The 13,584-nt window shown below is 73.9% G+C and carries 11 protein-coding genes; 6 read left to right on the top strand and 5 right to left on the bottom strand.

Annotated elements, in window-relative coordinates:
- Positions 1–22: 22 nt before the first annotated feature.
- Positions 23–958, top strand: coding sequence for a DUF3500 domain-containing protein (locus ACFV4N_RS19620; RefSeq protein ID WP_499673979.1), 936 nt, complete (start codon positions 23–25; stop codon positions 956–958).
- Entirely contained in the window at positions 955–1,587 is a 633-nt protein-coding gene (locus ACFV4N_RS19615; RefSeq protein WP_499673978.1) for an endonuclease V, read from the top strand. Before ACFV4N_RS19620 ends, ACFV4N_RS19615 begins: the two co-directional genes overlap by 4 nt.
- On the opposite strand, the gene ACFV4N_RS19610 is transcribed toward ACFV4N_RS19615, so the two are convergent.
- Positions 1,575–2,801, bottom strand: coding sequence for a family 4 glycosyl hydrolase (locus ACFV4N_RS19610; protein ID WP_499673977.1), 1,227 nt, complete (start codon positions 2,799–2,801; stop codon positions 1,575–1,577). The two genes, ACFV4N_RS19615 and ACFV4N_RS19610, sit on opposite strands and share 13 nt — an antisense overlap.
- 202 nt (positions 2,802–3,003) lie before the next feature.
- Between ACFV4N_RS19610 and ACFV4N_RS19605 the strand changes: the two genes are divergently transcribed.
- From ACFV4N_RS19605 to ACFV4N_RS19595, 3 genes are all read left to right on the top strand, one after another.
- Complete coding sequence (locus ACFV4N_RS19605; RefSeq protein ID WP_499673976.1) at positions 3,004–4,848, top strand: Xaa-Pro dipeptidyl-peptidase; 1,845 nt, start codon at positions 3,004–3,006, stop codon at positions 4,846–4,848.
- A 99-nt stretch (positions 4,849–4,947) separates the two neighbouring features.
- Positions 4,948–5,718 carry a M23 family metallopeptidase gene (locus ACFV4N_RS19600; protein ID WP_499673975.1) on the top strand — a complete coding sequence of 257 codons (771 nt, stop codon included), beginning with the start codon at positions 4,948–4,950 and terminating at the stop codon, positions 5,716–5,718.
- Between the two features lie 168 nt (positions 5,719–5,886).
- The gene (locus tag ACFV4N_RS19595) at positions 5,887–6,882 is read left to right on the top strand and encodes a DUF4192 domain-containing protein (protein ID WP_499673974.1); all 996 of its coding nucleotides are present in this window, start codon (positions 5,887–5,889) and stop codon (positions 6,880–6,882) included.
- A gap of 366 nt (positions 6,883–7,248) precedes the next feature.
- Here the strand turns inward: ACFV4N_RS19595 and ACFV4N_RS19590 are convergent, their stop codons facing one another.
- Genes ACFV4N_RS19590 through ACFV4N_RS19575 form a run of 4 tightly spaced genes read right to left on the bottom strand, consistent with a single transcriptional unit; the run spans position 7,249 to position 12,134 of the window.
- The gene (locus tag ACFV4N_RS19590; protein ID WP_499673973.1) at positions 7,249–9,294 is read right to left on the bottom strand and encodes a prolyl oligopeptidase family serine peptidase; all 2,046 of its coding nucleotides are present in this window, start codon (positions 9,292–9,294) and stop codon (positions 7,249–7,251) included.
- Positions 9,294–10,256 (bottom strand): UDP-glucose 4-epimerase GalE, encoded by a 963-nt coding sequence (galE, locus tag ACFV4N_RS19585; protein WP_499673972.1) that lies wholly within the window; start codon positions 10,254–10,256, stop codon positions 9,294–9,296. Before galE ends, ACFV4N_RS19590 begins: the two co-directional genes overlap by 1 nt.
- Positions 10,257–10,275: 19 nt before the next feature.
- Positions 10,276–11,445: a galactokinase gene (galK, locus tag ACFV4N_RS19580; RefSeq protein ID WP_499673971.1), complete on the bottom strand. Its 1,170-nt coding sequence runs from the start codon at positions 11,443–11,445 to the stop codon at positions 10,276–10,278.
- Positions 11,442–12,134, bottom strand: coding sequence for an iron-dependent transcriptional repressor DtxR (locus ACFV4N_RS19575; protein WP_499673970.1), 693 nt, complete (start codon positions 12,132–12,134; stop codon positions 11,442–11,444). Before ACFV4N_RS19575 ends, galK begins: the two co-directional genes overlap by 4 nt.
- Positions 12,135–12,196: 62 nt before the next feature.
- Here ACFV4N_RS19575 and ACFV4N_RS19570 point away from each other — a divergent pair, with 62 nt between their 5' ends.
- The gene (locus ACFV4N_RS19570) at positions 12,197–13,036 is read left to right on the top strand and encodes a sulfurtransferase (protein ID WP_499673969.1); all 840 of its coding nucleotides are present in this window, start codon (positions 12,197–12,199) and stop codon (positions 13,034–13,036) included.
- Positions 13,037–13,584: the final 548 nt, after the last annotated feature.

The following is a 13,584-nucleotide window of genomic DNA, read 5'->3' as shown; positions in this document are numbered from 1 at the left end:
CACCGGGGGATAGGTTCGGGTGGTGCTGCACGAGATCGCCGAGGCCACCCGGGCCTTCCTGGGGACGCTGGACGAGGGGGACCGGGCCGCGGCCGTGCGGCCCGCCACCGACGACGACCTGCGCCGGAGTTGGGCTTACACGCCCGGGACGCGGCCGGGCGTGCGCTACGGCGACCTGGACCGCGGTCAGCGCAAGGCCGTGCACCGGCTGCTGGCGCGCGTGCTCAGCCCGCACGCGTACGCGCAGGTCACCGCGGTGATGGCGCTGGAGGACGTGCTCGACGACCGCGAGGGCGGCCACCGCGACCGCCACCAGGGCGACTACTGGGCCGTCCTGCTCGGCGAACCGGGCGACGAGCCCTACGGGTGGCGGGTGGAGGGGCACCACCTGTCGGTGAGCGTGGTGGTGGCCGAGGGGCGCGTCTCGGCCACCCCGTTCTTCCTGGGCGCGAACCCGGCCCGCACCACCTACCGGGGCCGCACGGTGTCCCAGCCGCTGCGGCTGGAGGAGGAGCTGGCCCGCGAGCTGCTGGACCGCATGGGCCCCACGGCGCGCGGGCTGGCCGTGGTCGCGGACACCCCGCCGCCCGACCTGAGGACCGGGAACTCGCCCCGCGTCGGCGACCTGGAGCCCGCGGGCGTGGCGCTCGGGCAGCTCGACCGGGGCTCGCGCGAGCTGCTGGTCGGGCTGGTCCGCTACTACCTCGACCGGCTGACCGGCGACCTCGCCGACGAGGAGTTCGACGCCCTCGACCCGGACCGGCTGCACTTCGCGTGGGAGGGCTCGGCCAGGCGCGGCGAGGGCCACTACTACCGCGTCCAGGGGCCGGAGCTGCTGATCGAGTACGACAACACGGCCAACGACGCCAACCACGCCCACTCGGTGTGGCGGCGCAGGTCGGGCGACTTCGGCGAGGACCTGCTCGCCGCGCACCGGGCGGCGGTGGAGCACCGGTGACGCCGGAGGAGGCGGTCGCCGAGCAGGAGCGGCTGCGCCCACTGGTGGTGCCGCGCGCCGACCCCGGCCTGGTGGTGCGGCGCGTGGCGGGGCTGGACGTGTCGTACGCCGACGACGACCGGCTCGTCGCGGCGGTCGTGGTGCTCGACGCGGAGACGCTGGAGACCGTGGACGAGGCCGTGGTGCCCGGCAAGGCCGACTTCCCGTACGTGCCGGGGCTGTTCGCGTTCCGCGAGCTGCCGTCGCTGGTGACCGCTCTGGGGGAGCTGACCGCGCCGCCGGACCTGCTGGTGTGCGACGGGCAGGGCCTGGCGCACCCGCGGCGGTTCGGGCTGGCCTGCCACGTCGGCGTGCTGACCGACCTGCCCAGCGTCGGCGTGGCCAAGACGCCGATGGGCCGGTTCACGCCGCCCGGCGCGGCGCGCGGCGCGCACAGCGACCTGGTGGACGGCGGCGAGGTGGTCGGGCGGGCGCTGCGCACCCGCGAGGGCGTGAAACCGGTGTTCGTGTCGGTGGGGCACCGGGTCGACCTCGACCGGGCGTGCGCCGAGGTGCTGCGGCTGTGCGTGACCAGGCTGCCGGAGACGACGCGCCGCGCGGACTCGCTGGGCCGGGCTCACCTGAGGTGAGCCAGCTCCGGGTGCCGCCGCGCGTAGGTGTCGAGCAGGCTCCGGGCGGTGGACACCGAGTCGACCAGCGGGTGCAGCGCGAACGCCTTCAGCGCGGCGGTCCGGGTGCCCTCCGCGACCAGCCGGTCCACCGCCTTGACCGAGGTGACCAGGCCCGCCGCGTGGTCGGGCAGCGGGCTCACCGGCAGCGGTCGGGCGCCGGTGCCGTCCACCGCGCACGGCACCTCCACCACGGCCTCGTCGTCCAGCGCGGACAGCGTGCCGCGGTTGGGCACGTTGAGGATGAGCGTGGTCGGCTCGTCGTCGAAGATGGCGCGCATCAGGGCCATGGCGACGTGCTCGTACCCGCCGCCCTCCAGCGAGTCGCGCTCGCCCTCGCGGTCGTGCGCCATGTAGGTGGCCTCGCGCTCCAGCCGGGTCGTCTCCCAGTCCACCTCGCCGTCGTAGAAGCGCTGCTGCTGGGCGAGCAGGAACGCGGCCCGGTCCGCGCCCAGCGCCTCCCGCGTCGAGTAGTAGTAGTGGAGGTACTCGTTGGGGATGACGCCCAGCGCGCGCAGCCACTCGGGGCCGAACAGGCGGCCCTCCTCGAACGAGGTCAGGGCGGCGTCGTCGGCCAGCAGGTCGGGCAGCAGGTCTCGCCCGTCCACGCGCACACCCTGGAGCCAGCCCAGGTGGTTGAGGCCCGCGTAGTCGAACACCGCGTCGTCCACGCGCAGCGCGCGGGCCGCCCGGCGGCACAGGCCCAGCGGCGAGTCGCAGATGCCGATGACCCGTTCGCCCAGGTGGCGGGCCATCACCTCGGTGATCAGGCCGGCCGGGTTGGTGAAGTTGACGACCCACGCGCCGGGCGCCAGCTCGGCGACGCGGCGCGCGATCCGCTCGGCCACCGGTGCGGTGCGCAGGCCGTAGGCGATGCCGCCCGCGCCGACGGTCTCCTGGCCCAGCACGCCGTGCCGGTGGGCCACCTCCTCGTCGATCGCCCGGCCCGCCAGGCCGCCGACCCGGATCGCGGAGAACACGAAGTCGGCGCCGCGCAGGGCCTCGTCCAGGTCGGTCGTGGCGGTGACGCGCGGGCCGCCGACCAGGACGTCGCGGATCGCCGCCAGTCGGCGGGCGTCCACGTCGTGCAGGACGAGTTCGGTGACGCGGTCGTCGAGCGCCCGGTGCACGAGGGGCACGCGGAACCCGCCGCCGCCCAGGATGACCAGCCTCATGCCGCCCATCCTGCCCGGAGGCCGGCCCGCCGGCGCGTCGGCGGCCCCCTCGGTCTCGTCCCACCCGGCCCTGCACAGGTCTCCGCCCCAGGTCAAGGGGCCGATCGTCGGGTCTTCCAGTGTCTACAGTGGACTTGACAGGGGTGTGCCGCCGGGGAAGGGTCTGCCCGAAACCTGTCCTACACATGATGGGGGTTCGGTCGTGAAGGGTGCACGGAGGGCCGCCGTGCTCGCGGCTCTGGTCACGCTGCCGCTGGGGTTGACGCCCGCGGTGGCCGGCGCGGCCGCCGAGGGCCCGGTGTTCGAGAACGGCGAGGCGCAACCCGTCTTCGACGCCAAGGACGTCGTGCGCGAGAGCGTGTGGGTGCGGGCCCCGGTCGACAGCGACCGCGACGGCCGCGACGACGAGGTCTACACCGAGGTGGTCCGGCAGGCCGCCACCGAGCGCGGGCTGAAGGTGCCCGTGGTGTTCTTCAACAGCCCGTACTTCTCCGGCGGCAACGACGTGGCCAACCACGACGTCGACGTCGAGCTGTACGTGCCCGACGGGCGGGGCGGCCACCACCGGCGCGACGGGTCGGTGCTCCGGGCCGAGGCCGACGAGCGGATCGCGGCGGCCGTCGGGCCCAACGCCGGTCCCATCACCTCGGCCCGCTACGAGTCGTACTTCGTCTCGCGCGGCTTCGCCGTGGTCTACGCGGAGTCGCTGGGCACCGGCAAGTCCACCGGCTGCCCCACCTCCGGCGGCCGGAACGAGACCACCGGTTCGAAGTCCGTGATCGACTGGCTCAACGGCCGCGCCACCGCGCGCGACGCGGCGGGCGCCCGGGTCGAGGCCGACTGGTCCACCGGCAAGGTCGCCATGATGGGCGTGTCCTACAACGGCACCCTGCTCAACGCCGTGGCCGCCACCGGCGTGGAGGGCCTGGAGGCGATCGTGCCGATCGCGGCCATCTCCAGCTGGTACGACTACTACCGGGCGGACGGCGCGGTCGTGGCGCCCGGCACGTTCCAGGGCGAGGACACCGACGTGCTGGCCGAGTACGTCTACACGCGCGCGGACCAGGAGGTCTGCAAGCCGGTGATCGCCGAGCTGGCGGCCCGGCAGGACCGCGTGACCGGCGACTACAACGCGTTCTGGGACGAGCGGAACTACGTCAAGGACGCCCACAAGGTGCGGGCCGCGGTGCTGGCCGTGCACGGGCTGAGCGACTGGAACGTCAAGCTCAAGCACGTCGCGCAGTGGTACGAGGCGCTCAAGCGGAACGGCGTGGAGCACAAGATCTGGCTGCACCAGGCCGCGCACACCGACCCCGACACGCTGCGCTCGGCCGAGTGGCGGCGCACGGTCAACCGGTGGTTCAGCCACTACCTGTACGGCGTGGACAACGGCGTCGAGACCGAGCCGAAGGCGACCGTCCAGCGCGAGGACCGCACGTGGGTGGACGAGGCCGAGTGGCCCGCGCCGGGCACGGCCAAGGCGCGCCTGCACCCGTGGGCCGGCGGTTCGGCCAAGGGCGGGCTGCGGACGTCCGCGGTGCCGGGCCGGCCGGTGGTCGAGTCCCTGCGCGACGACTCGTCGAAGCTCGCGGAGCACCTGATCGACCTGCCCGGCTCGGGCAACCGCCTGTCCTACGCGACCGGGCCCGCGTCGTCCGACCTGCGGCTCTCCGGCACGGCGCGGGTGCGGCTGGCGGTCTCGTTCGACCAGCCGGCGGCCAACGTGACGGCGCTGCTGGTGGACCGGGCGCCGGACGGCACGTCGCGCGTCGTCACGCGCGGCTGGACCGACCCGCAGAACCGGACCTCGCCCGACCGCACCAAGCCGATCACGCCGGGTGAGCGGTACCGGGTGGACGTCGAGCTGGAGCCGACCGACTACGTGGTCAGGGCCGGGCACTCGGTGGAGTTCGTGCTGATCTCCAGCGATTACGACTACACGTTGCGGCCCAAACCGGGCGCCGGGCTGTCGATCGACCTGACGAACACGGTGGTGGAACTGCCCGTGGTCGGCGGGACGAAGGCGTTGCGCCGTTCGGTTGGTTAGCAAGTAATTCACGAACTGACAACCTGGTAAGTCTTCCACTCCGCCGGTCGGGCGTGATCCCATGCCCGCACCCAGTCGACGTCGACAAGGAGGTGGCAGATGAGCCGAGCCAGGCGCGCGTTCGTCACGGCCCTGGTGGCGCCGCTCGTCGGCCTCGCCCTCACGCAGGGCGAGGCCGCGGCGGCGCCGAACTTCCAGCTTCCGTTCCCGTGCGGGCAGGTGTGGGAGGGGCAGACGCGCACCAACCACAGCCCGGCCAACTCGGTGGACTTCAACCGCGCGAACGACGACGGCGACCCCGTCGTCGCGTCCGCCGGCGGCACCGTGACCAGGGTCGCGAACGAGGGCAGCACCAGCTACGGGCGCTGGGTCGAGATCGACCACGGCGGCGGCTGGCGCACCCGGTACGCGCACCTGTCCGCGCAGTCGGTCTCGGTGGGCCAGTCGGTGCGCATCGGGCAGCGGATCGGCAACGTCGGCACCACCGGCGGGTCGTCCGGGCCGCACCTGCACTACGAACAGCGGCTCAACGGCGCCGACCAGAAGATCAGGTTCAACGGGACGCAGATCTACTACTGGGGCACCCGCAGCTACACCAGCCGGAACTCCTGCGGCACCAGCGGCACGACGGGCACGGTCGGCACCGACAGCGGCGCCTCGGTGACCGTCCGCTCCGGCCCCGGCACCCAGTACGCGTCGGTCGGCTCGGTGGCCAGCGGCGCGACGGTGACGATCCGCTGCCAGACGCGCGGCCAGACCGTCACCGGCAAGTACGGCACCACCGACCTGTGGGACAACATCGGGTCCGGGTACATCTCCGACGCGTACGTGTACACGGGTTCGGACGGCCAAGTGGCGCCCAACTGCTGAGCCTTCCCCGCTGCTGAGCCTTCCAACTGCTGAGCCCTTCCAGCTCACGGGCCGCTCCCGAGCACGTCGGGAGCGGCCTTTCCCCGAGTTGTCCACAGGCCGGCCCGTTGTCCACAGCCCGGCTCGCCGTCCTGGCGCCCGCCACCGCCCTCCGCCACAGTCGGGTCCATGACGAACCTCCTGCACCCGCCCCGGCTCCACGACCCGGGCGACCTGATCGCCGCCGTGCCCCACCTGCTGGGCTTCCACCCGGCCGACTCCGTGGTGGTGCTCGTGGTCGAGCACCGCACCGTGGCCATGGCCCTGCGCGCCGACCTCCCGCCGCCCGACCGGCCGGGCGGCGCGCTCGAACGGCTGCTGACACCCGCGTCCCGCCACCGCGGCGCCACCACCGCGGCCGTCGTGGTCGGCGGCGGCTCGGGCGACCCACCCGAGCACCTGCCGCACGACGCGCTGGTGGACGACCTGGACGACGCCCTCCTGGTCCTCGGCATGCCCCTGGCGCTGGCCGTCTGGGTCCGAGCCACCGCCAAGGGCGAGCTGTGGTTCGGCTACCACGACGCGGGCACCACCGGCACCACCCCGGACCCGGCGAGCACGGCCCTGGCCGCCGCCACCGCCGCCCGCGGCTACGTCACCTACCCCAGCCGCGAGGCGATGGCCGAGGTGCTGGAGCCCGACCCGCCGGAAGCGCTGTCCCGCCGATCGGCCCTGCTCAACCGCCGGGCGACCGAACCGGGGGAGCCGGCGCCGGCCCGACGGCAGGAGCTGATCAGGTCGGAGGTGCTCAGGGCCACCACGCGCAAGCGCCCGCTGACCGACGAAGAGGTGGCCGACCTGGCGCACGCCCTGTCCGACCCGCTGGTGCGCGACGCGTCGCTCGGGTACTGCGCGGGCGACCACGCCGCCGACGCCGAGGTGCTGTGGACGGAGCTGACCAGGGCGTCACCCGTGCCGGAACGAGCCGAACCGGCGACCCTGCTGGCGTTCTCGGCGTACCTGCGGGGGATGGGCAGCCTGGCGTCCCTGGCCCTGGAGCGGGCGGCGGAGGCCAACCCGGGCCACCGGCTCACCGAGCTGCTGAGGGAAGCCCTGGACACGGGCCTGCCCCCGGACCAACTCCGCCTGCTGGCGGAACAGGCCGCCCGGTCCGACTGGGTTTGATCCGACTGAGCCCGATCCGACTCAGCCCGGTCTGCCTGGGCCCGATCCGACTGAATCCGGTCTGCCTAAACCCGGTCCGCCTGGGCGTGGCCGCGAAAGGAGGGCGTTTGATCGAACAGGCGGGTGGGCGCACCTGATGGCGAGGAGCACGGGTGCCCGGGAACCGCCGAGGTCCGGACCCTGAACAGGACCCGGACCCCGAGCGGACCTCCAGCGGGCTCAGCGTGCCTCAGCACCTCGGCGTGCTCCAGCACCTCGGCGCGTCCTGCCGTGCGTGCCCGGCGCGTCCTACCGTGCCCCAACGCGTCCTGCCGTGCCCGGCGCATCCTGCTGCGCCCCGGCTCGACCTGCTGCGCCCCTGCGTGATCAGAGCAGTTCGGGCCGCCGCCAGGGCTCGCCGAGGACGTGTTCGGCCAGGAACGCGAACACCGTCTCGTACCAGACCTTCGCGTTGCCCGGCGTCAGGATCCAGTGGTTCTCGCTCGGGAAGTACAGGAACTTCGCCGGCACGCCGTGGCGCAGGAGGTCGAAGTACAGGCGCTGCCCCTCGCCGATCGGGACCCGGTAGTCCTTGTCGCCGTGGATCACGAGCACGGGCGTCTTGATGTCGGCCACGCGCAGGTGCGGTGAGTTCGCCGCCAGCCGCTCCTGGTCGAGCAGCGGGTCGCCCATCTCGCGGATCCAGTAGTACGAGTCGTCCGTGGTGCCGGTGAACGCGTCCAGGTGCCACAGCGACGCGTGGGTCACGATCGCCTTGAACCGGTCGGTGCGGGTGGCGATCCAGTTCGCCATGTACCCGCCGAACGACCCGCCCATGGCGGCCGTGCGCGACTCGTCGATGTCGTCGCGCCGCTCCGCGACGTCGGTGATGGCCATCAGGTCGGTGTACGGCTTGTCGCCCCACGAGGCCCAGCCGGCGCGCACGAAGTCGTGCCCGTAGCCGGTGGACAGCGCCGGGTCGGGCAGCAGCACCGCGTAGCCCCGCGCGGCCATGAGCCACGGGTTCCAGCGCCAGCTCCACCCGCTCCAGCTCATCACCGGACCGCCGTGCACCCACAGCAGCAGCGGCGCCGGCCGCTCCGCCGAGGCGCCGGTCGGCAGCACGAGCCACGCCCGCACGGTGCGCCCGTCCTCGACCACCGTGTCGATCTCGGTCAGCGTGCCGGGCAGCGACTCGACCGCGCCGGGCGCGGGCAGCGGCACCGCGTCCTGGTCGACCCCGGTCGCCGACAGGCGCACCGGCTGCGGCGGGTGGTCCCACGCGCTGCGCAGCGCGTACACGGTCGCGCCGTCCGGGCTGACCCGGACGTCGGTGTACGCGCCGGTCGCGGTCAGCTTCACCACCTCGCCCGACGCCAGGTCGAGCCTCCACACCGGCTGGTGCCCGCGGTGGCTGCTGGTGAAGTACACCGCCGAGCCGTCCGGGCTGACGACCGGGTGCTCGGGCTCCTCCGGGAAGTCCGCCGCCAGGTCCGTGACCTCGCCGTCGAGCGAGATCCGCACCAGGGTGTTGCGCCACGGGCTCTCCGGCGTCGAGTCGAACGCCCGCACCGCGACCACGCCCGACGAGTCCGGCAGGAACGTCGGCTGGAGGAACGAGTGGCCCTCGCGGTCGGCCAGCACGCGGTCGTCGGACCCGTCCGCGGCGACGAGCCGCAACCGCACCCGCGCCCCGTACGACGGGCTCACCCCGACGCTCTCGGTGCGCACCACCCACCGCCCGTCCGGGCTGATGGCGGGGGAGTCGTCCAGCCGCGCGGTCGCGCCCGGCGTCAGGTCCACCAGGTCCGCCGCGCCCAGCCGCGGCGAATCCACGTCGACCGGGCCGGTGGTGGCCAGCACGCGGGGGTAGCTCGGGCCCAGGTCGGCGTCCCAGTACCGGACCGGGTACGACTCGTGCAGGATCGCGGTCACGCCGGCGTCCTCGCGGGCCTTGCGCACCTCCTCGTCCCGCTCGCCGAACTCCGCCGTCGAGTGGGCGCCCGACACGAGCAGCACCGTGCCCGCGTCCCGCGCCACCGCGAAGCCGGACACGCCGCCGGCGGGCCGGAACAGCTCGCGCGCCTCGCCGGCCGGCGGCAGCAGCCACAGCGCGGCCTGGTCCTTCGGCTTGTCCTTGCCGGGCTTGGTCTCCGCGTCGGGCCGCGCCGAGACGAACAGCAGCCCGCCGTCCGGCGTGAACGCGGGCGCGCTCTCGGCCTTCGCGCCGCGCGTCAGCCGCCGCGCCGGGCGCTCGCCCGCCGGGTCGACCTCCCACAGCGCGGCCTGCCACGTCTTGCCGTCCGGGGACAGCCCCGCCACCGCGGTCACCAACCGGGTGCCGTCGGGCGACAGCGCCAGCGACGAGATCCGGGGCATCTCGGTGAACGAGGTCAGGTCCCGGAACCCCGCCTCGGTGATGTCGCCCGCCATCAGGCCCCCCGCAGCGACCGGGTGAACTCCCACGCGTCGCGCACGATCCCGACCAGGTCGACCCGCTCGGGCTTCCACCCCAGCTCGGCGCGGGCCTTGTCGCTGGCGGCCACCAGCGACGCCGGGTCGCCGGCGCGGCGCGGCGCCACGGCCGTGGGGATCGGGTGGCCGGTGACCTCGCGGCAGGCGTCGACGACCTGCTTGACGGAGAAGCCGAAACCGTTGCCCAGGTTGTAGATCCGGTGCTCGCCCGCGGTCGCGTGCTCCAGGGCCAGCAGGTGCGCGTCGGCCAGGTCGGAGACGTGGATGTAGTCGCGCACGCAGGTGCCGTCCTCGGTCGGCCAGTCGTCGCCGTAGACCTGGATCTGCTCGCGCTCGCCGAGCGCGACCTGGAGCACCAGCGGGATCAGGTGGGTCTCCACGCCGTGCCGCTCGCCGTAGCGGCCGTGGGCGCCCGCCACGTTGAAGTAGCGCAGCGACACCGCGGCGATGCCGTGCGACGTGGCGTAGCCGGTGATGGCGTGGTCGATGGCGAGCTTGGTCGCGCCGTAGGTGTTGGTCGGCCGCGTCGGCGCGGTCTCCGGGATCGGCACCCGATCCGGCTCGCCGTAGGTCGCCGCGGTGGAGGAGAACACCAGCCGCGGGGTGCCGTGCTCGCGCATGGCGTCCAGCAGCCGCAGGGAGGTGACCACGTTGCCGTGCCAGTACTTGGCCGGGTCCTGCATGGACTCGCCGACCAGGGACTTGGCGGCGAAGTGGAGCACGCCGTCGAAGCCCTCCGCGAGCAGCCCGCCGATCGCCTCGTCGATGCCCGCTTCGACCAGCCGGGCACCCTCGGGAACCGCGTCCGCGTGCCCGGTCGACAGGTCGTCCAGCACGACCACCTCGTGCCCGGACTCCACCAGCCTGGCCGCGCAGACACTGCCCACGTAGCCGGCACCGCCCGTGACGAGCAGCTTCACCTTCAGTTCCCCGCTTTCGTCAGTTTTCTGGTTCATCCCGGCCGGCGCCCGCCGAGGGCACCGCCGTGAACGTCCGCGGCGCCTGCCAGCCGCGCTCGGCGAACGCGTCCACGACCCGCCGCACCACCCGGTCGTGCTCGGCCACCGGCACCAGCGCGATCGCGGACCCGCCGAAACCGCCGCCGACCATCCGGGCGCCCAGCGCGCCCGCCGCCCGCGCGGCGTCCACGGCCACGTCCAACTCCGGCGCGGACACCCGGTAGTCGTCGCGCAGCGACGCGTGCGAGGCGTCCAGCAGCGGGCCCAGCTCGGCCAGCTTGTCGGCGCGCAGCAGGTCCACGGCCGCGAGCACGCGCGCGTTCTCCGTCACCACGTGCCGCACCAGCGGGCGCAGCCGCTCGGGCAGCCGGTCCAGCGCGGCGCCCAGCCCGGCCTCCTCGACGTCCCGCAGCGCGGGCACGCCCAGCAGTCCGGCCGCCTCCTCGCACCCGGCCCGGCGCGCCCCGTAGCCGCCGTCGGTGTGCGAGTGGCTCGCCCGCGTGTCCACGACCAGCACCTCCAGGTCGTGCGCGGCGGCGTCGAACGGCACCTGCTCGGACTCGAAGGACCGCACGTCCAGGAACAGCACGTGCGCCTCGGTGCAGCACAGCGACGCGGTCTGGTCCAGCAGGCCGGTCGGCGCGCCCACGAAGTCGTTCTCCGCCCGCTGCACCCACCGCGCCACCGTCGACAGGTCGTCCACGGCGCGCCCGGCCAGGCCCAGCAGCGCCAGCGCCACCGCGCACTCCAGCGCGTGCGACGAGGACAGGCCCGCGCCCGCCGGCACGTCACCGGCGATCACCAGGTCCGCACCGCCCGTCACGCCCTGGTCGCGCAGCACCCACGCAACCCCGGCCGGGTACGCGGCCCAGCCGTCCACCGCGCCGGGCTCCAGGTCCGCGACCGCGACCGGCTCGGCGTGCCGCACCCCACCGTCGTCACCCAGCGTCGCCACGCGCAGCAGGCCGTCGTCCCGGGGCGAGGCGGCGACCGCGGTCCGGTGCGGCAGCGCGAACGGCAGCACGAAACCGTCGTTGTAGTCGGTGTGCTCCCCGATCAGGTTCACCCGACCGGGCGCGGACCACACCCCGGCGGGCGCGGCGCCGTGCAGCCGGGTGAACGCGGTGGTCGCGCGCCGCGCCGGCCTCACCGCGCCTGCACCAGCACGGCGTGCGCGACCGCCGGGTCCAGCTCGGCCGTGGTGCCGTTGCCGCGCACCTGGACGACCTTGGCGCCGGACAGCGGGTCGATCTCCACCGTGCCGCCGGGCACCACGCCCACCGCCTTCAGGTCCGCCATCAGGTCCGGGTCGAGCTGCACGTGCTCGGCGATCCGGCGCACCTCGACGCGACCGCCGCCGCGCCGCGCGATCTCGTCCAGGCGCAGCAGGTCCGCCTCGGCGGGCGGCGCGGGCTCGCCGTCGCCCAGCTTGTCCAAACCGGGGATGGGGTTGCCGTACGGCGAGGTGGTGGGGTTGCCGAGGAGCTTCACGAGCTTGCGCTCGACCGCCTCGCTCATCACGTGCTCCCAGCGGCACGCCTCGCTGTGGACGTGCTCCCACTCCAGGCCGATGATGTCGACCAGCAGCCGCTCGGCGAGCCGGTGCTTGCGCATGACCGCGATGGCTAGGTTGCGGCCCTGCTCGGTCAGCTCCAGGTGGCGGTCGTCGGCGACGACCACCAGGCCGTCGCGCTCCATGCGGCCGACCGTCTGGCTCACCGTGGGGCCGCTCTGGTTCAGCCTCTCGGCGATGCGGGCGCGCAGAGGCACCACGCCCTCTTCTTCGAGCTCGTAAATAGTGCGGAGGTACATCTCCGTGGTGTCGATGAGGTCGTTCACACCCGCTCCCCTTACGTATGGCGTCAATGCTAGTCGGCCGGCTGCGGGTGCAGGATGGTGCCGTGCATCCACTGATCAGCACCGACGCCCTGGCCTCCGCCCTGGACGGCGCGCAACCCCCGGTCGTGCTCGACGTCCGCTGGCGGCTGGGCGGACCTCCGGGACACCAAGACTACGAGGTCGGGCACCTGCCCGGCGCCGTCTACGTCGACCTCGACGCGGAACTCGCCGCGCCGCCCGGTGACGGCGGTCGACACCCGCTGCCCGACCCCACCGCGCTGCAGGCCGTCCTGCGGGCCGCGGGCGTCCGCGAATCTCACCCGGTAGTGGCCTACGACGCCGCCGACGGGTCGATCGCCGCCCGCGCGTGGTGGCTGCTGCGCTGGGCAGGTCACCCGGAAGTGGCAGTGCTCGACGGGGGCTACGCCGCCTGGACCGCCGAGGGCCGCCCGGTGACCACCGACGTGCCCACCCCGGAACCCGGCGACCTCACCGTCCGCCCCGGCTCGATGCCGACCATCACCGCCGACGAGGCAGCCGCCTTCCCCGGCGCCCTGCTCGACGCGCGGGCCCCCGAGCGCTACCGCGGCGAGACCGAACCGGTCGACCCGCGCGCCGGCCACATCCCCGGCGCCCTGAACGCGCCCACCGCCGGCCACACCGAGAACGGCCGCTGGCTGCCCGCCGCGGCCCTGGCCGAGCGCTTCGCCGCCCTCGGCGTCACCCCGGACCGCCCGGTGGCCGCCTACTGCGGCTCGGGCGTGACGGCCAGCTCGGTGGTCCTGGCCCTGGAAGCGGCCGGCATCACCTCACCGACCACCCCGGCGTCCCTCTACCCGGGCTCTTGGTCCCAGTGGTCGAGCGACCCCACCCGCCCAGCCGCCACCGGCCCAACCCCCTGACCCACCCACGCGCGTGTCCTCCACCCCAACACCGCGTGTCCTCCACCCAGACACCGCGAATCACGCACCCAGCCCTCGCGTGTCATGCGTCCAACCCGCGCGTGTCATGCGTCCAAACCCCGCGAGTCGTACGTCCAAGACCACCGTGTCGTACGTCCAGGACGCGCGAGTCGTACGTTCGGAACGCGCGAGTCGTACGCCCAGGACGCGCGAGTTCAGCGTTCGGAACGGGTGAGTTCACCGCTCGGGCGAATTGAGCAGCCCCCGATATCAATCCAAGCACGCCCCACCGACATCCGGTGGGGCGTGCGGGTGCGCGAATCGTGAACTCGCCGGTCCCGAACGTACGACTCGCGCGTCTCGAACGTACGACTCGCGCGTCCCAGGTGTACGACTCGCGCATACCGAACGTACGAGCGTTATTCAGAACTGTTGGTGTGGGTTGGCTGGTGTTGGTGGTCTGGGGTGACAGCGCAACAGCCCTGCCTGGATAGGGTCGGTTTCCTCTCACAGAAGCACGACCACCAGGGCAGGGCTGTTGCGCTACC

Origin of the sequence: Actinosynnema sp. NPDC059797 (assembly GCF_042732085.1) — a bacterium.
Lineage (GTDB): Bacteria > Actinomycetota > Actinomycetes > Mycobacteriales > Pseudonocardiaceae > Actinosynnema.
Note: the sequence above shows the minus strand (reverse complement) of the source record. Positions and strands in the feature narration are given on the sequence as shown.